Annotated in this window: 16 protein-coding genes; 6 read left to right on the forward strand and 10 right to left on the reverse strand. The window is 42.5% G+C overall.

The genetic code is table 11. From position 1 onward, the window contains the following. Positions 1 to 118 precede the first annotated feature (118 nt). The 3 genes from AC1DV1_RS03230 to AC1DV1_RS03240 all read right to left on the reverse strand — a co-directional run bounded on the left by AC1DV1_RS03230 (position 119) and on the right by AC1DV1_RS03240 (position 2917). Positions 119 to 700: a Crp/Fnr family transcriptional regulator gene (locus AC1DV1_RS03230; RefSeq protein WP_477355145.1), complete on the reverse strand. Its 582-nt coding sequence runs from the start codon at positions 698 to 700 to the stop codon at positions 119 to 121. Between the two features lie 414 nt (positions 701 to 1114). Beyond that, positions 1115 to 2293, reverse strand: coding sequence for an acetyltransferase domain-containing protein (locus tag AC1DV1_RS03235; protein ID WP_477355148.1), 1179 nt, complete (start codon positions 2291 to 2293; stop codon positions 1115 to 1117). A 234-nt stretch (positions 2294 to 2527) separates the two neighbouring features. Next, positions 2528 to 2917 carry a hypothetical protein gene (locus AC1DV1_RS03240; RefSeq protein ID WP_477355151.1) on the reverse strand — a complete coding sequence of 130 codons (390 nt, stop codon included), beginning with the start codon at positions 2915 to 2917 and terminating at the stop codon, positions 2528 to 2530. Positions 2918 to 3175: 258 nt separating this feature from the next. Between AC1DV1_RS03240 and AC1DV1_RS03245 the strand changes: the two genes are divergently transcribed. The 5 genes from AC1DV1_RS03245 (at position 3176) to AC1DV1_RS03265 (ending at position 12882) form a co-directional block, all read left to right on the forward strand. Then, positions 3176 to 4363, forward strand: a complete 1188-nt coding sequence (locus tag AC1DV1_RS03245; protein WP_477355154.1) for a DUF2062 domain-containing protein — start codon at positions 3176 to 3178, stop codon at positions 4361 to 4363. 11 nt (positions 4364 to 4374) lie between these two features. Then, the gene (locus tag AC1DV1_RS03250) at positions 4375 to 8217 is read left to right on the forward strand and encodes a 1-acyl-sn-glycerol-3-phosphate acyltransferase (protein WP_477355157.1); all 3843 of its coding nucleotides are present in this window, start codon (positions 4375 to 4377) and stop codon (positions 8215 to 8217) included. 180 nt (positions 8218 to 8397) lie between these two features. Beyond that, positions 8398 to 9906 (forward strand): phytoene desaturase family protein, encoded by a 1509-nt coding sequence (locus AC1DV1_RS03255; RefSeq protein WP_477355160.1) that lies wholly within the window; start codon positions 8398 to 8400, stop codon positions 9904 to 9906. A 625-nt stretch (positions 9907 to 10531) separates the two neighbouring features. Beyond that, on the forward strand, positions 10532 to 10999 hold the full coding sequence (gene tnpA / locus AC1DV1_RS03260; protein WP_477355162.1) for an IS200/IS605 family transposase: 468 nt from the start codon (positions 10532 to 10534) through the stop codon (positions 10997 to 10999). A gap of 284 nt (positions 11000 to 11283) precedes the next feature. Then, positions 11284 to 12882 carry a C45 family autoproteolytic acyltransferase/hydolase gene (locus tag AC1DV1_RS03265; RefSeq protein ID WP_477355165.1) on the forward strand — a complete coding sequence of 533 codons (1599 nt, stop codon included), beginning with the start codon at positions 11284 to 11286 and terminating at the stop codon, positions 12880 to 12882. A gap of 93 nt (positions 12883 to 12975) precedes the next feature. On the opposite strand, the gene AC1DV1_RS03270 is transcribed toward AC1DV1_RS03265, so the two are convergent. After that, a complete protein-coding gene (locus AC1DV1_RS03270; RefSeq protein ID WP_477355167.1) occupies positions 12976 to 13848 on the reverse strand; it encodes a hypothetical protein in 873 nt (290 codons plus the stop codon). 319 nt (positions 13849 to 14167) lie between these two features. Between AC1DV1_RS03270 and AC1DV1_RS03275 the strand changes: the two genes are divergently transcribed. Next, a complete protein-coding gene (locus AC1DV1_RS03275; protein ID WP_477355170.1) occupies positions 14168 to 14848 on the forward strand; it encodes a hypothetical protein in 681 nt (226 codons plus the stop codon). A gap of 129 nt (positions 14849 to 14977) precedes the next feature. On the opposite strand, the gene cysS is transcribed toward AC1DV1_RS03275, so the two are convergent. The 6 genes from cysS to mutL all read right to left on the reverse strand — a co-directional run bounded on the left by cysS (position 14978) and on the right by mutL (position 22014). Beyond that, the gene (gene cysS, locus AC1DV1_RS03280; RefSeq protein WP_477355173.1) at positions 14978 to 16441 is read right to left on the reverse strand and encodes a cysteine--tRNA ligase; all 1464 of its coding nucleotides are present in this window, start codon (positions 16439 to 16441) and stop codon (positions 14978 to 14980) included. 82 nt (positions 16442 to 16523) lie between these two features. After that, the gene (locus tag AC1DV1_RS03285) at positions 16524 to 17366 is read right to left on the reverse strand and encodes an NAD-dependent epimerase/dehydratase family protein (protein ID WP_477355176.1); all 843 of its coding nucleotides are present in this window, start codon (positions 17364 to 17366) and stop codon (positions 16524 to 16526) included. A 9-nt stretch (positions 17367 to 17375) separates the two neighbouring features. Next, positions 17376 to 18491: an endonuclease/exonuclease/phosphatase family protein gene (locus AC1DV1_RS03290; RefSeq protein WP_477355179.1), complete on the reverse strand. Its 1116-nt coding sequence runs from the start codon at positions 18489 to 18491 to the stop codon at positions 17376 to 17378. Then, entirely contained in the window at positions 18481 to 19356 is an 876-nt protein-coding gene (locus AC1DV1_RS03295) for a rhomboid family intramembrane serine protease (RefSeq protein ID WP_477355182.1), read from the reverse strand. The genes AC1DV1_RS03290 and AC1DV1_RS03295 overlap by 11 nt, the downstream gene beginning before the upstream one ends. Before the next feature lie 48 nt (positions 19357 to 19404). Beyond that, positions 19405 to 19962: a rhomboid family intramembrane serine protease gene (locus tag AC1DV1_RS03300; RefSeq protein WP_477355186.1), complete on the reverse strand. Its 558-nt coding sequence runs from the start codon at positions 19960 to 19962 to the stop codon at positions 19405 to 19407. Between the two features lie 186 nt (positions 19963 to 20148). Next, positions 20149 to 22014 (reverse strand): DNA mismatch repair endonuclease MutL, encoded by a 1866-nt coding sequence (gene mutL, locus AC1DV1_RS03305; protein WP_477355190.1) that lies wholly within the window; start codon positions 22012 to 22014, stop codon positions 20149 to 20151. Between the last annotated feature and the right edge of the window lies 1 nt (position 22015).

The following is a 22015-nucleotide window of genomic DNA, read 5'->3' on the forward strand; positions in this document are numbered from 1 at the left end:
TGTGCTTTTTTATATGGATGAAAAATCATCTCTTGTGCTGTACAAAGGTGGCGGTATACACGGGGAGTTACCTATAAAGTAGCTTAAGAAATACCCTTAATGTAGTTTAAGAATGCTGTTATTTTTTGGCGATGTCTTTACGCACCTTGCTCAAAAACTCGGGGGTAATGCCCAGGTACGATGCTATCTGTGTACCCGGCAGGCGCTGGTATAAATGGGGATATTGTTTAATAAACGACAGGTAGCGCTCTTCGGCTGTTGAGCTGATGGTTTGCAGGATGCGGTTTTCCTGCTCAACAAAACGATCCTCTACAATTACCCTGAAATTTCTGTCGAATTTGGGGTTGTTGGTGAACAGGTAAAACAGGTTGGCCTTGTTTAACTGGTAAATAACAGCGGGCTCAATAGCCTCAATATAAACGCGGCTCGGTTTTTCAAAATAAAAACTATCTATCTCCATTAGCCAGTCGCCCTCAGCGGCAAACTGCAGGTTATGCTCCGTCCCTTTTTTATCAACCTGGAATTTTTTGAAACAACCTTCGGCAACAAAGGTATAATGCCGACAAATGTCGTTTTCCTGCAGAATGAATTGGCGACGTTTAATTTTCCGCTCGGTTACCCGTTGGGCAAGGTCGGCCTTTTCTTCCGCATCCAGGGGCAGGTATTTATCGAAACAGGAAAGGAGCTTGTTGATAGACACTATGTAATATTACGAGGCACTAATATACAGAATGATATTTACAACAATCCATTTCCTGATGGTGAAGCCAGGGAAAAATGCATGTAATTGGGTTAACATAACTTAACACATTTCAAAAAAATAATTTTCAATAACTTAATAATCAATGTTTTATATTTTATCATGGTTAACATAAACTGTCGCGCGATTTAGGTGTATCCAAATACTTTTGCCTGTTGTTGGCCAATACATTCCCTTTGGTAGCCGGATCAATTATCCTGGGTCAGCCAATAAAAACAAGGTGTTGTTTGATGTTTATATCGTTCATTCCATTAGCTATTTAGATGTGTTTGCCCTGATGGTGAAGCCCATTAAGGTGGCATGGATTTGCATGCCGAAGACGTATGAGATGCGCCTCTACAAAAAAAGAATCTCTTACAAATAGCTTAGCCACCAATGCGTGTGCGTTTTTTTGTATTTGCCAAACCAACGGCAGGGAAAATATAAAACAACAATAACACAAAACCAGATGAGGTAAACGCCGCCAAGCGAATAACCAAAGGTTGCAGGCGGATCAAAACTTACTGCATCTTTTAATTTAAATCCCTGCAAAGGAAACGCAATCAAGCTGATTATACGGAGAAGATACCAATGGCATACATAGTAAAAAAACGGCACGTTACCATAAACCATTAATATGGATGTAACCTTATTGCCCACATTTTCGGTAAATGCCAATACAATTGTCGACACGCCTAACATTAGGCACAGGTATAGCAACGAGCAGGGGTATTTACTCACGTTTAAAAACGAAATAATAGTAAGCACCGTTGTTTTTTGAACCGACCATGGGGCCGGGTCGCCGTAAATATTGAATGTCCTTAATATCACAAACAATAATAACAGGCCTAAGCCTGTAAAAAACAATACTTTTTGCCGCCTGAAAACATCAACCTGTTTTTGGTATAACGAGCCAAACACATAGCCTATAAGCATAACACCCGTCCATGGTAAAAGGGCGTAGGCCAAAATCAGGTTGCGACCAGGGCCGTAAGGCCACCAGTTGCCAAAACCATTTGACGATAGGATCAGTTTAAACCAGAGTGTTTGGCCAACAGGGCCTACATTTATAATATCAAGTATATTATGGCCAAAAAAAATAATTGCACCAATAATGCCGATAACCGGCAGGGGCGCGTATACCAGCAGTCCCAGGATTATCATGCTGCCGCCAATAGCCCAAATCACCTGGAACACCTGGGTATGGTAACCAACATCAAGGGTCATGGCGAAGTTTATAATAACAAACTCCGCAAAAATGAGCCAGATTCCCCGTTTGATGAGATAGGAGCTTTGCTGGCGTTTGGTACGCCGGGTACCCACAAGGTAAGCCGATATGCCGCTCAGAAACACAAATGTGGGTGCGCAAAAATGAGTTATAAAACGGGTGAAAAATAAAAACGGCGTGGTGATAGCCAGGTTGGTTGCGTCGGGAATGCCCAAATGAAAATAATCGCGCGCATGGTCAATTGCCATAATCAGCATGATCGCTCCGCGTAAAATATCAATTGATGCTATGCGCTGTTTTACCGGACTTGCTGCTATGGCGGTCATCGTGCTGTGGTGTTTATTTGGTTATAGAGCATACCAAACAACCGGCCCGTAAACACAGGGGCAGCGCCTATTATCCGGTATAAGCTATTTGCAAGTTAGCCCGGTTTTAAAAAATGGGGTATCACATCTTTGGGGTATTTTGGGGAGCGAAATAACCAATGAGAGGTCGGCTTTTTCGGGCAAAATTTCCACGGGCAAGCGCCGGTTGCTTTGCCAAATCCCAACGGGGGAAAATTACTTCGAGTACTCTTCCCTGGTAGTTAACACCGCCCTGGTTGGCATATCTGATGATGTTGGGAAAAAACAAGCCGTTTCAACAACGTCCTTATCGCCGGGGTTTAATACCAAATCGGCTTCGCCCTTTGATTGCGCCACCACGTGGCCCATGGCATTGTAATAAGTAGCATCCACATAAACATTTCTAAACGCCTGGTTACCAGTTGCTTTTATGGTTGCATGCACATAGTATAAACCCTGGGTAACATCATATTTATCGCTGGTTTCCACAATTTCAACGCCGTTTAACCCGCGCTTTGTTTCAATATTTACCGGTGGGTTTCCGCTTCCGTTTTCGCAGGCGCTTAACAGGGCGCTCAATAATATTATGGTTAAAATAATTTTCATTTTTTAAATTATTAAATATCCACAATATAAGCAACAAGCGCCGTGCCGAAAAAAATATATATAATTATATATCGTCCTTTTTAGCTGTGGGTAATATATGTTTCCGCATATTAATTACTTCCGGCATAACTTTCATATGTTAATCAAAAGTTTCTGTTTTATTAATTTGAAACTATTTAATTGGTTTGTCAGCATTAACACTAATTTTGTTATGTATAAAAATGTTGTGTTGACTTTATTACAGATCAGGGGTAATTAATGGAATTTGAGGATATCAGTAAACGGTTTGAGGACTTGCAGGTTTGTGTTATAATCCCTACCTATAATAACCACCTTACCCTGGCTGGTGTAATAACCGATGTGGCGGCCTATAGTAACCACATCATCGTAGTTAACGATGGCTCTACAGATAATACAGAAGAGATTGTAAAATCATTCCCGCAGGTGCAACTCATCAGCTATCCTCAAAACGTGGGTAAAGGCTGGGCATTACGCCAGGCATTTGCTTACGCGATGGAAAAAGGTTACCAATATGCCCTAACTATCGACTCGGACGGGCAACATTTCGCTAAAGACATCCCCACCTTTTTAAATAAACTGGAAGATGTACGCGATGCCATCATCATTGGCTCCCGCAATATGAACCAGGCGGCCGTACCGGGCAAAAGCAGCTTTGGCCACAAGTTTTCCAACTTTTGGTTTTGGGTAGAAACCGGCATTCATTGCCCCGATACCCAATCTGGTTTCAGGCTTTATCCATTGTATCTGCTGAAGGGCATGAAATTTCACGCCGTAAAGTACGAGTTTGAGATCGAGGTGATCGTTCGTGCCGTTTGGCGTGGCGTGCATATGGATTCGGTACCGGTTACGGTGTATTACGCGCCCAAAGAAACCCGGGTATCGCACTTCCGTCCCTTCACTGATTTTTCGCGGGTGGGTGTGTTGAACGCCTTTTTGGTAGTCATCGCCTTTGCCTGGATTAAGCCGCGCAACTTCTTCCGCGATTTACTAAAAAAAAAAGGCCGTAAAAAAATATTAGCCACCCTGTATAATCCCAACGATTCGGATGAGACCAAAGCCCTCTCTATCGGCTTTGGTATTTTTATGGGGATAGTGCCTATATGGGGTTTTCAGCTTGCTGTGGCCATATTCCTTTCTATTATATTTAAGCTAAACAAGGCGCTGGTGGTGTTCTCGGCACATATCAGTATCCCGCCCATGATCCCGGTTATTCTCTTTTTAAGCTATAAAGCCGGCGAGTATTGGATGGGCGACAGGGTTGCCAATATCGCTTTCAGTTCGCATATTTCTTTTAAATCTATCGGGGCACATTTAGAGCAGTATATTTATGGCAGTTTAACCTTAGCTGTTGTGGCTTCGTTAAGTATTGGGCTGATAACCTATGGGTTATTAAAATTGCTTAAAAAGTCACCTGCTGCATTATAGTTCCCATTTAAATGGAAAAAGGCCTAATCCTCATATATCATTATTTTTATAAACACAAGCTTGTTTTTTATACCCTATTCGCCGCATGCTTTTTGGCGATGGGCTACTTTGCATCGCGTGTAAAGTTTGAGGAAGATATCAGCAAGGTTATCCCAAAGGATAAAAAGATTGCCAAGCTAAACGAGGTTTTTCAAAACTCCAAGTTCCTGGATAAACTGGTGATCATGGTGTCGCTTAAAGATAGTACAGCCGTTGCCAATCCGGATAGCCTGGTTGCCTATGCCGATGGGTTTGCCGCTGCTATTGAGCCCAAACTAAAACCCTATATAGGCAAAGCCAATTTTAAAGTAGATGATGATGTGGTGATGAAACTGTTTGGCACTATAAGCCAGCGTTTACCCATTTATTTAACGGAGAAGGATTACAAAACCATCGATACGCTTATAACTCCTGAAAAAGTTAAGCAAACCCTGGCTTATGATTACCGCACGCTTACATCGCCTGCGGGCATAGCGCTCAAAAGCATTATTAGTAATGATCCGGTTGGCATCTCGTTTATCGGTCTTAAAAAATTACAGCAGCTACAGTACGATAAAAATTTTGAACTGTACGATAATTACGTGGTAACCAAGGATCATAAAAATCTGTTGATGTTTATCACGCCGGCTTATCCGCCAAATAATACGGGAAAAAATTCGGTATTGATAAAGCGACTCGACCAACTGATCGACAGCCTTAGCAACAAGCCAAAACGCATCGCGACTGCAACCTACTTTGGTTCGGCAGCTGTTTATTATGGCAACGCACAGCAGTTAAGGCGTGATACAGCACTTACACAAGGAGCTACCGTAGTTGTGCTCATCTTGTTTTTAGGTTTGTACTTCCGTAAAAAAAGGGCACCTATCATTATCCTCATCCCGGTTTTGTTTGGTTCGCTATTCTCTTTAACCGCTATTTACTTTTTAAAGGGAAGTATCTCTGTTATTGCACTGGGCACGGGTTCGGTGGTGCTGGGTATCGCCATCAATTATTCGCTGCACGTGTTTAACCATTACCGGCATACCAAAAGTGTGGAGCAGGTTATCCGGGATCTTACCCTCCCACTTACCGTAGGCAGTTTTACAACAATAGGTGGTTTCCTGTGCCTGGAATTTGTAGAATCGGAAATGCTGAAAGATCTGGGTTTATTCGCGGCTTTCAGTTTAATAGGCGCTTCCATTTGTTCGCTGGTATTTTTGCCGCAATTTATATCGACAAAAAAAGAGCAGGAAAACCACACTTTTACCCAACTATCGTGGATTGACAAACTGGCCTCATTTAACCCCGAGTACAACAAATACATTGTTATCGGCATCATCCTGCTTACAGGCGTGTTTTTTTACAAGGCCAATGATGTAACCTTTGAGTTTGATGTAGCCAAAATGAACTACATGTCGCCTGCGCTGCAGCAATCGCAAAACAAGCTCAATAAAATTAACCAATACGCGCTGCAATCTGTTTACCTGGTATCCGAAGGAAAAACCCTGGACAGGGCGCTGGTAAATAACGAAAAGCTGGCCGGGCAGATTGAAAAGCTCAAAGCGCAGGGCATCGTCAAAAAATCGTCAGATGTATCCTCCTTCATTATCTCCGATTCGCTGCAGAAAGAACGGGTTAACCGCTGGAATAATTACTGGACCGCCGAGAAGAAACAAAAACTTTTTGCTTCGCTTGAAAGCGAAGGCAAGCTAAAAGGGTTTAGCGCATCGGCGTTCGAAAAGTTTAAAATATTATTGAACAAAGATTTTTCGCACACCAACGACGACGACGTAGCCGAGATCAGGAAGAGTTTCCTGGATAATTTTATCAACGAATATCCGAGCCATTCCACAGTAGTAACACTAATACAAACGTCGCCCGAAAAAAAAGCAGCCATATACAAAGCTTTTGAAAACGACCCGAATGTTACCGTTATTGATAAACAATACCTTACCAATAAACTGGTAGAGATCATCAACGCCGATTTTACCAAAATAGCGGTCATGTCCTCCTTATTGGTATTTGTGGTACTGCTGCTTACCTATGGCCGCATGGAGCTGGCGCTGGTTTCTTTTATCCCCATGGCCATTTCCTGGATCTGGATTTTGGGCCTGATGGGCATCTTCGGTATCGGCTTCAATATCGTAAACATCATTATTTCAGCACTCATTTTTGGCCTGGGCGATGACTATAGCCTGTACATAATGGATGGCCTGTTACAGGAGTACAAAACCGGCAAAAAGGTATTGTCATCCTACAAATCATCTATCTTTTTATCGGCCATTACTACCATAACCGGGCTTGGGGTTTTGATTTTTGCCAGGCACCCGGCATTACGGTCAATAGCCGCTATATCCATCATCGGGATTGTTTGCGTAGTTATCATGTCGCAGATACTAATCCCCTTCCTGTTCAATATCCTCATTAAAAACCGGGCAGAAAAGAAACGTTTCCCGTGGACCATCAGCGGCTTTGTGATCAGCATTTTTGCATTTGCGTATTTTGTTACCGGCTGCCTGATACTATCGGCATTAGGTTTTTTATTCCGGCTAAACCCATTTAGCAAAGAAAAAGGCAAGCTGGTGTACCATGCTATTTTAGCACGGTTCTCCTGGTCGATGATTTACATTATGGGTAATGTAAAAAAGGAGATCATCAATAAGCAACCGGCCGATTTTAAAAACCCTTCGGTTATTATCGCTAACCACCAGTCGTTTTTAGATATTTTGATTTTGGTGATGCTGAACCCAAGGCTCATTTTATTTACCAATAATTGGGTGTGGAATTCGCCGGTATTTGGCGCCGTGGTGCGTATGGCCGATTATTTCCCGGTAGCGCAGGGCACCGAAGAAAGTATTGATGTATTGGCCGACAGGGTAAAAAAAGGGTATTCTATAGTCATCTTCCCCGAAGGTACCCGGTCGGAAGACGGCGAGATCAAGCGTTTCCATAAAGGGGCGTTTTACCTGGCCGAGGCTTTGAAAATGGACATCCAACCCATATTGATCCATGGCACAGGATACTGCATGACCAAGGGCGATTTCCTGCTGAAGAACGGTAAGATCACCCTGAAATACCTGCCCCGCATAAAACCCGCTGATACCAATTTTGGAACCGGCTACGCCGAACGCACCAAAGCCATCAGCAAATATTTTAAAGCAGAGTTTAAACAGCTTAGTACAGAGATACAACAGCCACGCTTTTATCGCGAGCAATTGATTTACAATTACCTGTACAAAGGGCCGGTACTGGAATGGTACATGAAAGTAAAAGTAAGTCTGGAAAAAAACTACCAGCAGTTTCACGTTTTGTTGCCCGCCAAAGGTAAGATGCTTGATATTGGCTGTGGCTACGGTTTTATGCCTTATATGCTGCACTTTGCCGCACCACAGCGCGAGTTTACCGGAATTGATTATGACGAAGATAAAATAGAAGTTGCCAACAATAATTTTAGTAAGGATGCACACATCTATTTTGAGCATGCCGACGTATTAAGCTTTCAATTTGAAAAATACGATGCCATTATTATAGCCGATGTGCTGCACTATATGCTGCCCGATGATCAAAAACTGATTATAGAAAGGTGTATGAAAAGCCTTAACGCCGGCGGCAAACTGATCATTCGTGATGGCAATAAAGATTTGAAGGAAAAGCACCGTGGCACAGAGCTGACCGAGTTTTTCTCGACCAGGTTCATCAAGTTTAACAAGGCAAGCCGGGGGCTATCATTTTTATCAGCACAACTGGTGGAAGGGATTGCGGCGGCTAACAACATGAGTTGCAAAATAATAGATGAGACAAAGTTCACGTCAAATATTATTTTTGTAATTGAATAATGACGATTTGGTTTCAATTCCCCTCTTGAGAGGGGGCGGGCCGGGATAGCGAAATAGCAGGGGTGTGTTTAAACGCGCGATAACACATCCCTGCCCCTCTCAAGAGGGGATCCCTCGCCCGGTGCCCGTTTTAAACCATAACGGATTTAAACTGAATATATAAAAACAGGGATTAGATAAATGGAGATTTTTGATGCCGTAATTATCGGCAGTGGCATGGGGGGATTGGTGAGCGCCGATTTATTAGGCAGAGAAGGTTTTAAAGTTTGCGTCATTGAAAAAAACCAGCAGATAGGTGGTTCGTTGCAAACTTATGTGCGCGATAAAGTGATCTTTGATTCGGGCGTACATTACCTTGGCGGGCTGGACGAGGGCCAAAACCTATACCAGATATTCAAATACATCGACATTATTGATAAGCTGAAGCTGCAAAAACAGGATGTTGTTTTTGACAAGATAGGCATCCACGGCGAAGACATTGAGTACGAATATGCGCAGGGTTATGATAACTTCATTTCCCATATATTACAACATTTCCCCGGTGAGGAAGCCGCGCTTAACGCTTACTGCGACAAGATCAAAGAAGTTTGCAGCAAGTTTTCGTTGTACAACCTTAATAGCGGCGACGATTTTAACGAGAAATCTGCCGTCCTTGAAATTGACACCAAAGGTTTTATTGAATCGGTAACCGATGACCCCCGTTTACAGGCGGTGCTTGCAGGCAATAATGCGCTTTATGCCGGGCAGGCCGATAAAACCCCCTTTTATGTACACGCACTCATTCTGAACAGCTATATTGAAAGCTCGTATAAATGCGTGGATGGCGGTTCGCAGATAGCTAAGTATATTGCCAAAAATATCCGGGCAAGAGGCGGTGTTATTAAACGCCATTGCGAGGTAAAACGCATTGTAGTTGAAGATGGCAAGGTATCGCACGTAGAGATTGCCGGCGGCGGTAAAATTTATGGCAAACAGTTTATCAGCAATATTCACCCCGTGCAAACACTGGAGATGACCGATAGTGATATCATCAAGCTGGCTTACCGTAACCGGTTGAAAGGGCTTGAAAACTCCGTATCGTCATTTACCTTAAATGTGGTTTTTAAAAAGGATAGCTTCCCATATTTTAACACCAACTATTATATTGGTAAAGAAGGCCATGTGTGGGATATTGCCGAGTATACTGAAGAGAACTGGCCCCTGGGTTTTGCTTACTTCATGGCCCCATCGTCCAAATCGCCAAATTATGCCGATGGCGCGTCAATCCTTACTTATATGCGCTTTGAGGAGATGAAACCCTGGAAGGATACCTTTAACACGGTATCAAACGTTAATGAACGGGGCGAAACTTACGAGGAGTTTAAGATCCGCAAAAGTGAGAAGCTGTTGGATATGGTGGAAGAGAAGTTCCCCGGTTTCAGGAGCCATGTTAAATCTTATTATTCGGCAACGCCGCTTAGTTACCGCGATTACATCGGCAATGGCGATGGTTCACTTTATGGCATTGTAAAAGATTATAAGCACACTTTAAAAACTTTTATATCGCCGCGCACCAAAATACCTAACTTGTATTTTACCGGTCAAAACCTTAACCTGCATGGTATTTTAGGCACGGCCATGAGCGCTATTGTTACCTGCACCACATTACTTGGTGACGATGCCATTATAGGAAAAATACGGAATGCGTAAAAGAGATGCAATTATTGCCAATGTGCGTTGTATAAACAACTTTACCACATGCGGCAGGTGTATAGCATTAGTTAATTCTTGAATTTTAAAACTGCTCCTTATTCTTCCTTACCCCATTTGGGGTAAATCATTTGTAGAAAAAAAGCGAAGAATATTTGTGCCCCTTTGGGGGCGCTTCATTAAATTATGATTTTGGTTAGCAGCGTAATTATGTTGCCTGTTATAATGGTCTATCGCAAATAAACGTTGCAGTAAGTTAAACCATGAACCGAAAAAAAACTATTAAAAAGGCATCAGGGAAGAATACCTGGAAGAACCACAGGAATACGACGAAAGATACAATTTTACGAATTGTAAAACGAATAATGAAGCGCCCTTACAGGGCACAAACGAATAATGGTTAGGTGCTACAAATGAATTGCCCCTACCGGGGCATCGTATTTTATACGTAAAACGTTTAAATGGTTTTATGCAAGGTGGATGCTGTAAGGCTGCTTTGGGGGGATCCTGACAATTTGATAATGGTATTACCCCATTTGGGGTAGATCATTTGTAGAAAAAAAGCGAAGAATATTTGCGCCCCTTTGGGGGCGCTTCATTACATTTATGCCTGACTTTAAATTCTATGCCGAATACCTTCACTCAATTGTACATTCACTGTGTGTTCGCTGTAAAATACCGGCAGGCAATGATACAGACCGAGTGGGAAGACAGGCTTCAGAGGTATATTACGGGCATTTTGCAAAACAATAAACATAAATTATTGGCAATAAACACCATGCCAGATCATTTACACTTTTTTGTCGGCCTGAGTCCTGATCAATCCATTTCAGATATGCTGCGACTTGTAAAAACCGGCAGTTCGGTATTTATTAATAACGAGGGCCTTACTAAACGGAAGTTTCATTGGCAGGATGGCTATGGTGCCTTTAGTAACAGCCGGTCACAAATTGATGGAGTGGTAAAATATATACTGAATCAAAAACATCACCATTTAAAAAAGACATTCAGGGAAGAATACCTGGAAATACTAGAGGATTACGCCATAGAATACGACGAAAGGTATATTTTTCACGAATTGTCAGACGACTAATGAAGCGCCCTTACAGGGCACAAACGAACAACGGTTAGATGCTACAAATGAATTGCCCCTACCGGGGCAGGCCTTAATATTCAAAAACGGCAGTGAAAAGCCCGCCCAAAAGATTGCAGGTTGAATATTCTAAGAGTAACTTTGTCCTGGCGTTAATGTATCAAACATTTATATAAACACTAAATAATTTAAAACTGAAACATTATAAAAAATTCAGCTGGAAAACGTTTGGAAAAAGGACGTTATATGCTTTCCTTGGCTTTCTCGGGCTTATTATTATCGGCATGGTGTACCTGTACATTGTAGCCATTGATTACCCGCCCGAACCTAAGGACCAAAGCAGCCTTAACCTCAAACGAGAGCAGCCATCCAAAGGATTTTATACCATCAACAACAGCTGGTTCCGCAAAAGCAAAAGCGGCTTGTTTGAGATGTATGTAGAAGGCAAACCTTTTGAACGTGGCGTTATTAACGGCAAGCTGAGCCAGGAACTGGTGGTAGCGCAGGAAGATCATTTTGTGGAGCAGATAAGCCGTATTGTACCATCTAACTTTTACCGTCATTTTTTAAAGTATTTCATCGCCTGGTTTAACCGCAACCTTGATAAAAACGTTACCGAAGAATATAAAGAGGAGATTTACGGCATCTCTAAATCCGCGTCGGATAAATACCAATACATTGGCTCCAATTACCAGCGTATTTTAAACTATCACGCGGCTCATGATATTGGCCACGCCCTGCAAAGCATGGCATTGGTAGGCTGTACTTCTTTTGGTACCTGGGGTGTAAAAAGCGAGGACAGCACCATGATCATCGGTCGTAATTTTGATTTTTACGTGGGGGATAAATTTGCGCAGGATAAAATTGTAGCCTTCTTTGCCCCATCCGATGGGTATAAATTCATGACCGTTACCTGGGGTGGTTTTATTGGCGCGGTAAGCGGTATGAATGAGAAAGGTGTAAGCGTTACTATTAATGCCGATAAAACCAATATCCCGACCGGGGCCGCAACCCCTGTATCATTGGTTGCCCGCGAGATTTTGCAATACGCTAAAAACACACAGGAGGCTTATGCTATTGCCAAAAAACGAAAGATGTTTGTATCCGAGGCGTTCCTGGTGGCATCTGCCGCCGATAATAAAGCTGTTGTAATTGAAAAAACGCCCGATACCCTGGATATGTACGATCCGCATCAGGATTACATTGTTTGCGCCAATCATTTTCAGAGTAAGGGCCTCAGTCAATCTAAAGAAAATAAAGTTCAGATGGCCGAAAGCGCCTCGCCATACCGCTATAACCGTTTGAAGGAATTGCTGAATGCCAATGGCAAAAATACTGTACAAAAAACCATAGCCATCCTGCGCGATCAGAAGGGCATGCACGGCGAGAATATAGGTATGGGTAATGAGAAGGCCATCAACCAGCTGATGAGCCACCACAGCATTGTATTTGAGCCTAAAAAGCTGCTGGTCTGGGTAAGCACCTCACCCTGGCAATTGGGCGAATATGTATGCTACGACCTGAAAAAAGTATTCGGCCTTAGTGGCATGAAGCAGGACCGGGAGATTAATGAGCAAAACCTTACTGTGCCGGCGGATACTTTTCTGTCAACCGCGCAATACAAAGATTTTGTGAATTTTCGCAAGATGCGCCAGCGCGTGCTCGATGGCGAAACCATCAATACCGATAGCCTGGTAGCTACAAATCCACAATATTACTTTGCTTACGTGATAGCCGGCGATTATACTTTTAAACTGAAAGATTATAAGAAAGCATTGGGATATTATAAAAGGGCGCTAAGCAAAGTAATAGCCACCAAAAAAGAGGAAGAGCATATTAAAATGCAAATTAAAAAGTGTAACGAGAAACAGAAAAACAGCTAAATAGAATAACCGGCTGGTTTTACACTGCGGCTCCAAAACAAAAACAGCGATGAGTATCCCCCATCGCTGTTTTTGTCCGATTTTTTTTAAGTCTTATTCGTTTTCAATAGCCGAAAAAACTTCCAGTAAAATATTCCACTTTTTGTTTGGGTCTATTTCCCAAATGCGTACGTAGTTATAATTACCAACAACATTGCCTTTGGTTATACGTGCATGGCCGTAACTATACGCCAAATCGTTACTTACCGACCTGCCGGCATCAGTGGTTTCGGCGGTTATGCTTATCGCTTCGTTGTTAATAAACTTCATGATAACATCAGGGCCGGTCATTGGCTCAAAGCCCGGAAAATAATAACGACCTTCGGCGCTCAAAAACTCTTTATAGCTTGCCATGGTTGATATGGTAAGCGAGTGGTTAAATATCTTATCGGTGTTTACTATAACGCTTTTGGCCGTAAAGGGGTCCTTACTTGGGGCCGATTTTGTGGTAGCATCCGGTTCTTTAAAATCAGTTACTACTTCTCCTTCAGGTTCGGGGTGCTGTATACCCAAATCTACCAGCAGTTTTAATTTATTGTTATCGTCAACATCGGCGCGCCAAATGGATACATAATCGCCAAAAACTTTATCATCATCGGTTTTGCCATTTTGATAAACGTAGGGGCCTGCGGTAAAAGCAAGATCGCCATTGGCAGATATCCGCGCAAATTTTGGCTGCCAGCTTAATTTACCTGCTTGTTTGTCAATATTGCTATAAAAATCAACTATTTTAACTGCATCCGGTTTAAACACAATACCATCGGGTGCGGCAACGGCTAAAAAGCCGTCTTTTATCCCTTTACGTTCAACTAATTTATTAAATGCTTCTTCGGCATTTACAACTTTACTTACTTTAACCGGTGCTGACTGTGCCATGGCTAAAACGCTATAGCTCATAAATGTGGCGGCTAATAATACTTTCTTCATGTTTTAATGGGATATTGGGGAGGCAATTTAGTAATAAATTTTAAGTCGGTTATGCAATTACAAATTGCTTTAAATATGAATAACTGTACGCTATTTGCAGCTTACCTGCTTAATGTGAAACGAAAACCGTTATATTTAATTGTGGGCGAAGCGGGTTTATGCATCTAAAAATTTGTTTCGTTCATGTAATTATCTTATCAGTTAACAAGGCTTCAAACACAATGCCATTGCATAAGTTCGCAAACAAGTAACCCAATAATATGCATAATGTTTCGTTTAAAAGCCATGTTACGCCGTTAGCTCATAAATTTACGCAATTATGAAAATACCCGTTTTTTGTTTTTTTGCAATAGCAACATTGTTTGCCGGCATTAAAGTTAATGCGCAATATATACACGATTACCAGGGCAAAGCCTATGTTGAGCAAAGCTATACCGACGTGCAGGGCGAGCCTTACCTTATATCCAATTGGGTTGATGGCGAGGTTGAACTTGCAGGCAATAAACCAATAAGTGCTAAATTGAAATATGACCTGGTGAAAGACGAATTGCTGTTTCAAAACCCAAAAGATTCGTCGGCCATGGTTTTTGTTAACACCGTTAAGGGGTTTAGCTTGGGGCCATTTAAAATTGACGAGAGCAATCTTTCTCCACTCATCTTTAGCAGCGGATACCCGGCGGTAGAGGATCAAACTCCGGCCTCGTTTTACCAGGTGATTGCCGACGGAAAGGTTAAGCTGCTAAAACGTTACCAAAAACGCATCCGTACCGATCAGGCATTTAACTCGGCAACGGTAACGAAAACCTTTGAAATGACAGGCCCCTTTTATTACACCGTTACCGACAATAAAATAACCCGGCTTAAGCCTGCACAAAAAACAGTTGCTGCCGTTTTGGCCGACAAAACAGACCAAGTACAAACCTTCATAAAAACCAATAAAATTGATTTTAAAAGCGACCGGGACCTGGCCAAATTGTTTACGTACTATAACTCGTTGTAGGGAAAAAGAGTCAAGAGATAAGAATCAAGAGTCAAGAGAGGAAAACTTTATTGCTATCTATCGTTTAGTTCGTTATGCTCGTATAACCAAAAAAGTCTTAACTCTTGATTCTTATCTCTTGACTCTATTCTAATTTTTGCTCCAGAGCGTTCCCTCTTTGCTGTCCTTTAGCTGAAACCCAACTTTTGACAGGCCTTCACGAATTTTATCGCTGGTGGCATAATCTTTATTTGCCTTGGCTTCGTTACGCAGTTCAACTATCAGGTTCAGTATTTTAGGCAAATCATCATTATCGGCCTGTTCATCTTTAAGCCCTAAAACATCCTGCACAAACGTTTTCATTAGGCTTTTAAGCAAGCCCAGATTAACCTCGTCAATCTTCATTTTGCCATCATGTACTGAGTTGATGATACGCGATGCTTCAAACAGTTCGGCAATCAATACCGGGCTGTTAAAATCATCATTCATTGCAGCATAGCAACGCTCCAGCAGGGGCTCTATTTCAATTTCAGTACTGCCTGATGTCTTTAGGCCATCCAGTAAGGCATAGGCGTTCATTAATCGCTTAAACCCTTTTTCAGAGGCCTCCATGGCATCGTTGCCAAAATCAAGCGTACTGCGGTAATGTGCCTGCAGCATAAAAAAACGCACAGTCATGGGGCTGTAACCCTTATTCAGGATAGAGTTTTCGCCGCTGAAAAGTTCGTGGGGCAAAAAACTATTCCCCAGGGATTTCGACATTTTCTGGCCGTTCACCGTAAGCATATTGGTATGCACCCAGTAATTGGCTGGATTTTTACCGCAGCAGGCCACATGTTGGGCTATTTCGTTGGTGTGGTGGGTTGGCACAAGATCGAGCCCGCCGCCATGAATATCAAACTGGTCGCCCAAATATTTCTGGCTCATGGCCGAGCATTCCAGGTGCCAGCCCGGGAAGCCCACGCCCCAGGGCGATGGCCATTTCATCAGGTGCTCTGGCTTGGCTTTTATCCATAGGGCAAAATCAAGCTTGCCATGTTTTTCCTGCTGGCCGCCCAGCGTGCGGGTGTTGTTCAGTAAATCTTCCAGGTTGCGGCCGCTTAGCACGCCGTAATCTTTGGTTTTGTTATATTTTTCAACATCAAAATAAACCGAGCCGTCTACCTCATAAGCATATCCTTTTTCAAGAATAACTTTTACCATTTCTATCTGTTCAATAATATGACCGGTAGCCGTTGGTTCAATGCTTGGCGGCAGCGTGTTCAGTATCTGCATTACGTCATGAAAACCTACAGTATACTTTTGTACAATTTCCATAGGCTCCAGTTGGGCCAGTTTTGCTTTTTTCGAAATTTTGTCTTCGCCTTCGTCGCCGGCATCGCCTTCCAAATGGCCGGCATCAGTTACATTACGCACATAGCGAACCTTGTACCCTAAATGGTTAAGGTAACGGAACATCAGATCGAAAGATATATAGGTACGGCAGTTTCCCAAATGTACATCACTGTAAACAGTTGGGCCGCACACGTACATGCCCACATGCGGGGCGTTAAGGGCTTTAAATTMTTCTTTTTTGCGGGATAACGTATTGTAAACAAACAATTTTTGTTTCATGAGGGCAAACTTACGATTTTTTCAATTTTTAGCTAATGCACGCAGCCCGATTATTAAAGCTTACACCCCAGTGATACAGTCTTTATTGATGCAATAAATATTCGAAATCAAATTGGGGCCGGTAACCCAAAACCTGTTTTGCTTTATCGCAAACATAAACACGATCAATACTTCCGGGGAATACCCAGTTTTTATGTCGATAGATATGTTTGGCTTCGGGGAAATATTTAAGGATAACTTCTTCGGGGTTGTGTTTAAGCTGCACAAGATCATCCTTACCAAATGGCGACCCGCTGGATATATTGAAAATTTCAAAATCGGCAAATGTAATACCCAATGCCAATCGTAAAGCCTCGGCGCCATCGCGCTCATCCAGGCCTCTATAAATCCGGTGATTTATTTTAAGGTTATTTTCCTCGGGCAAAAACCGCCCAACCCGGTATACTGATGTTTGCAGGCCTTCTTTATAAAAAAAATCTTTGCAAAGATGCTCGGTTGTTTGCTTGGTGATATCGTAAATATCGCGTGGTTTTTCGGGCAGGTTTTCATCCACCCAAACTGCCTTCGCGTGGTCAACTAAAGCGCTCCCATAAATGGATGTTGTGCTGGTATACAAAAACCTGTTAACACCATGTTTAACACAGGCGTTAAGTAAATTAAGCGTACCTATAATATTTGTTTGTATAAAAGCCTCCCTTGGGTAATTAAGCTCATAGTGCTTGCCATGTACGGCTGCAGTATGGATAATGACATCAAAGCCGCGGCAAAGGCTTTCGGTCTCGCTTTTGTTTTTTATGTCGATAATGTTGTCGGTAGTAGCCGAGGGTATCAGATCAATACCGGTAACATTGTGGCCAAACGCCTTTAAATGTTTTACGGTGGCCGAACCCAACTGACCGGATGAACCTGTAACCAGAACTTTCATGCCCGATATTTAATTTAAAACCAGGTCGCTCCGCAGCGGAAAGTGGTCAGAAAGCTTTTTCTCTATAATCAGGTACGATGCCACATCAAATTGCGGACTTGCCATAATATAATCTATTTGGTAATTAGGGAAGTCGCCATTATAGGTGCGTCCAAACCCGGCACCTTTTTCGCGAAACGCGTTTTTAAGTCCTTTTGCCATTTGGTTAACCGCAAAGGATGTAGGTGTATCGTTAAAATCGCCGGATATGATATAGGGATATGGGCATTGCGCGGCATGCGCTTTTATTTTAAAAACCTGTTCACTACGCTTTATAAATGCAGCTTTTAATTTGCCGCCCAACCTTTTGGTTGATTGCATATCTGTTTTCCCTTTTTTTGATACGCTATCCAGGTATTTATAATCTTCGGGGTTAAATTTTATTGATTGTAAATGAAGGCTGTAAACCCTGAATGTTTTTTCGCCTTTTTTTACATCGATGTACAAACACTGGTTTGCCGATGACCTATCGGCAGCCAGTTGGATTAAGCCTTTGGCTACAATGGGATACTTTGAGAAAACAGCCATCCCAATTGCCTCCGAACTATTGAAATTAAGTGGCTCGAAATAGTAATTATTAGCGCCCATTATTTTTACAATAGAGTCGCGCATATCGTACTCGCCCTTGTAGCGGGTATAAAACTCCTGGAAACCGATTATATCCGGCTTTTGATCATTAATGAGTTCCAGGATCTCGTGCTTGGTAGATACATCATTTTTTGCACCATAACGTTTAAAGTTATGCACGTTATAAGTCATCAACCTTACCGAGTTGATGCCCGGCGCCGGCGAAAATGTTGATGCCGTACGCAATCCAACATTGTTATTGAGCACACCCCAGCCAATCAAAATTGTGATCATAGAAAGCGCCGCAGGCCAGCGCCAGCGCAACAGCCAAACCAGCATCATGATTACATTAAGCAAAAGTATTGGCGGGTAGGCCAGGCCAAAAAAAGCAATCAGCCAAAAAGTTTTGGGGTTAACGGAGGGTGCCAGATAACTAAGTAATAAAGCAACGCAAAGCAGCAGGTTTATCCATAAAAATACTTTATCAATAAAACCTAATCCACTTTTTTTATTTTTCATTCTTGCTTGCACGGGCTAATGTCTCTTTCTCCTGTCTGCTCAGGCTATCAACGCCCGTTTGTGATATTTTATCTAATATACGGTCAATTTCGTCCTGGCGGGGATATTCGGCGCTGTTTTTACCGGTATTACTGTATACCACCTTTAATTTTGACTTTGATTTGAAAATATTGGCGATACCGGTTATCCAATCGTGCCCTTTTTGAAGCTGCTTGATATAAATGAAACCAACTAAAGCTCCGCCGATATGGGCAATTTCGCCACCGGCGTTAGGGCCAACAATATTTAAAAAGTCAATTATCAGTATAAAAAGCACTATCCACTTTAGTTTTACCGGGCCAATAAATATGAGGGATATGGTATAATTAGGTAATAATGTAGCTGTGGCCACCACTATAGCCATAACACTGGCAGATGCACCGACAATGGTACTGTTGGCCGCGGCGTTTAAACTGGTAAAAGCGGGCAGTACATTTAAACAAAGTAAATAAAGCAGTGCTCCCGCGAGTCCTCCCATAATGTACAAGCCTATGGTGCGCTTATTGCCCAGGTACTCTTCAAATATTTGCCCCATCCAATACAGCCATAGCATGTTAAATAATATATGCAAGACACCAGCGTGCATGAACATATAAGTAAGCAGCGTCCAAAAATGGGTTAGCATTTTCGGCAGTGCGGCTGGCAGCAAAAGATATTCGGTGGTATATTTTAGTATGGCGCTATTGCCAAAGCCCGTAAAAAGCTGCTCGACAATTGCAGATAAATTGATCGCTAAAAAAACAATCACATTAATACCAATAAGCAGGTTGAGCTTATTGCCCGACCGCAACATTTTGTATTGGATATTTTGCCAAAGGGTGCTCATAATAAAACCATTATTAGTTTGATAACTCCTGTTTGTTCATAAAAATTGTCAGTTATGCTGCAATCGCCAAATTTTTACCATAATAAAACCAATTAGTRCACCGCCAATGTGGGCAAAATGGGCAACATTATCCGTTGGACTTTGTTTATAAATCAGCCAGAGTTCAAGTAATATATATCCTGGTATAATGTATTTTGCTTTCATTGGTACCGGTATAAATAACATCATAAGCTCCATATTAGGAAACATCATGCCGAATGTTACCAATAAACCAAAAATGGCACCAGATGCTCCAACAACCCGAGTAGTGTAAATATCATAAAGCTTCTGGCCAAGCACCGGTCCGTAAGCCTCAAAAGATGAAATAGCTTCAGGGTGCGCTATGGTAAATGAGCCGGTTATTGCATGCACCTCGTAAGCCTGCACTGCCTGATTACAAATAACCGCCCCAATACCGCAAAGGAAATACAAATTCAAAAATTTTTTAGGTCCCAGAGAATACTCCAATATTGGCCCAAAAGAAAAAAGAGCAAACATGTTAAAAAGGATATGTTGCGGCTGATCCAAACCAGCATGCATAAACATGTATGTAATGATTTCCCACAACTTGAAATTTGGCGAATTGAAGTAGTAAACCGGCAGGTACTGCATCACATTCGGAAAAAATCGACCGACAGAAACAGCCCCGATAAAAACAACGATATTTATAATCAGCAGGTTTTTTACTACCGGTGTGATATTGGCAAAAGGCGATTGGTTGTATCCGTTCATAGTATAGTTAAAGCCCCGTGGCTATTTTTCAAAGCGTTCCATTAATTCGGCCAGCGTAAATGTACTGATTACGGGCTTACCGTTCAATGCCTGGTTGGGCGATTGGCAGGCAAAAAGCTGGTCGATAAGCTGGTTCATTTCTTCCAAAGACAATTTAGTGCCGGTTTTAAGCGCGGCATTGCGGGCTAATGACCTTGCAAGGTTATCCCGCTTATCTACTTTTAAAATGGCCATATTGTTTTTAAACCCTTCCAGTAAATGTTCTAAAAGTTCGTGCTCGTCAACATTGCTCAAATCGGCCGGTATGCCGTCAACAACAACGGTGTTTTTACCAAACTCGCGGATGTCAAAGCCCAGCGCTTTAATATCGGGCAAAAGCTCTCTCAATAACTCAAAATCACTGCCGTTTAGTGTTACCGATTGCGGAAATAAACTTTGCTGGCTTACGCCCGAGTGGTGCTGCAATTGTTGTAAAAAACGTTCATACAAAATACGCTCATGTGCGGCCTGCTGCCCTATGAGCATAAAACCCGATTTAATTTGCGACAAAATAAACCGGTTATGGATCTGGAACAATTGCCGTTCGCTGGGTTTGCTTACCTCCTGCTCGTCAACAGCAATGCTTTTTTCATCGTGCATCTGCTGCTGCTGGTTGGTTTCTTTTTTGCTTATCTCGTACAGGGTATCCCAGTTATTGGGTATTGGTGTATTGCGGTAATCGTTGTTGTCCCTCAAGAAAGGATGCTGTTCTCGCGTTCCCGATGATCTTTTCTCTGCTGCGAATGGATTAAAATCCGGGTTAAAGGAAATGGTGGGCGCAATAATCTCCTCAAAAGGTTTGGGGGTTATCAGGTGCTCAATGCTGTTTTCCTGGTCAAAATCCAAACTTGGGGTAATGTTATACCTGCCTAAAGATCGTTTTACCGCCGACCGGATGATGGCATAAATGGCCTTCTCATCCTGGTACTTAATCTCGGTTTTGGTGGGATGCACGTTAATATCAATTTTTGATGGATCGATATCGATGAACAGCACATAAAACGGGTAACAATCATCGGGCAACAATTCCTCAAAAGCTGTAAGCACCGCATGGTTCAAATACGCATCGCGGATAAAGCGGTAGTTTACAAAAAAGAATTGCTCGCCCCGTGTTTTACGGGCAAACTCGGGCTTGCCAACAAACCCACGCAGGTTAATAATGGTGGTATCTTCCTCAACCGGTACCAGTCGCTGATTATAGTTATTACCAAACAGGTGTACTATCCGTTGCTTTAAAGCAGCGCCAGGCAAATGATAAACTTCCTGACCATCATGGTGCAAAGTAAAAAATATTTGTGGATTGGCCAGCGCAACCCGCTGAAACTCGTCGATAATATGGCGCATTTCTACCGGGTTGCTTTTTAAAAAGTTACGCCGGGCGGGTGTATTATAAAATAGGTTTTTGATAGATATAGAGGTTCCGGTATTAGCCGAACACGCCTCCTGGCTAATTACTTCCGATCCTTCGATAAAAATACAGGTACCCAACTCATCTTCATGGCGGCGGGTTTTTAATTCCACCTGCGCAATTGCGGCTATCGATGCCATGGCCTCGCCCCTGAAACCCATGGTGCGGATGGCAAACAGATCTTCGGCCTTGCGAATTTTTGATGTAGCATGCCGTTCAAAGCACATGCGGGCATCGGTAAGGCTCATGCCGCAGCCATCATCAATAACCTGTATCAATGATTTTCCGGCATCTTTAATAATGAGCTGAATTTTACCCGCTCCGGCATCAATCGCATTCTCCACCAATTCTTTTACCGCCGATGCCGGTCGTTGTACCACCTCGCCAGCGGCAATCTGGTTGGCAACGGCATCTGGTAAAAGCTGAATTATATCTGACATT

Source organism: Mucilaginibacter sp. P4_D1 (assembly GCF_056401935.1).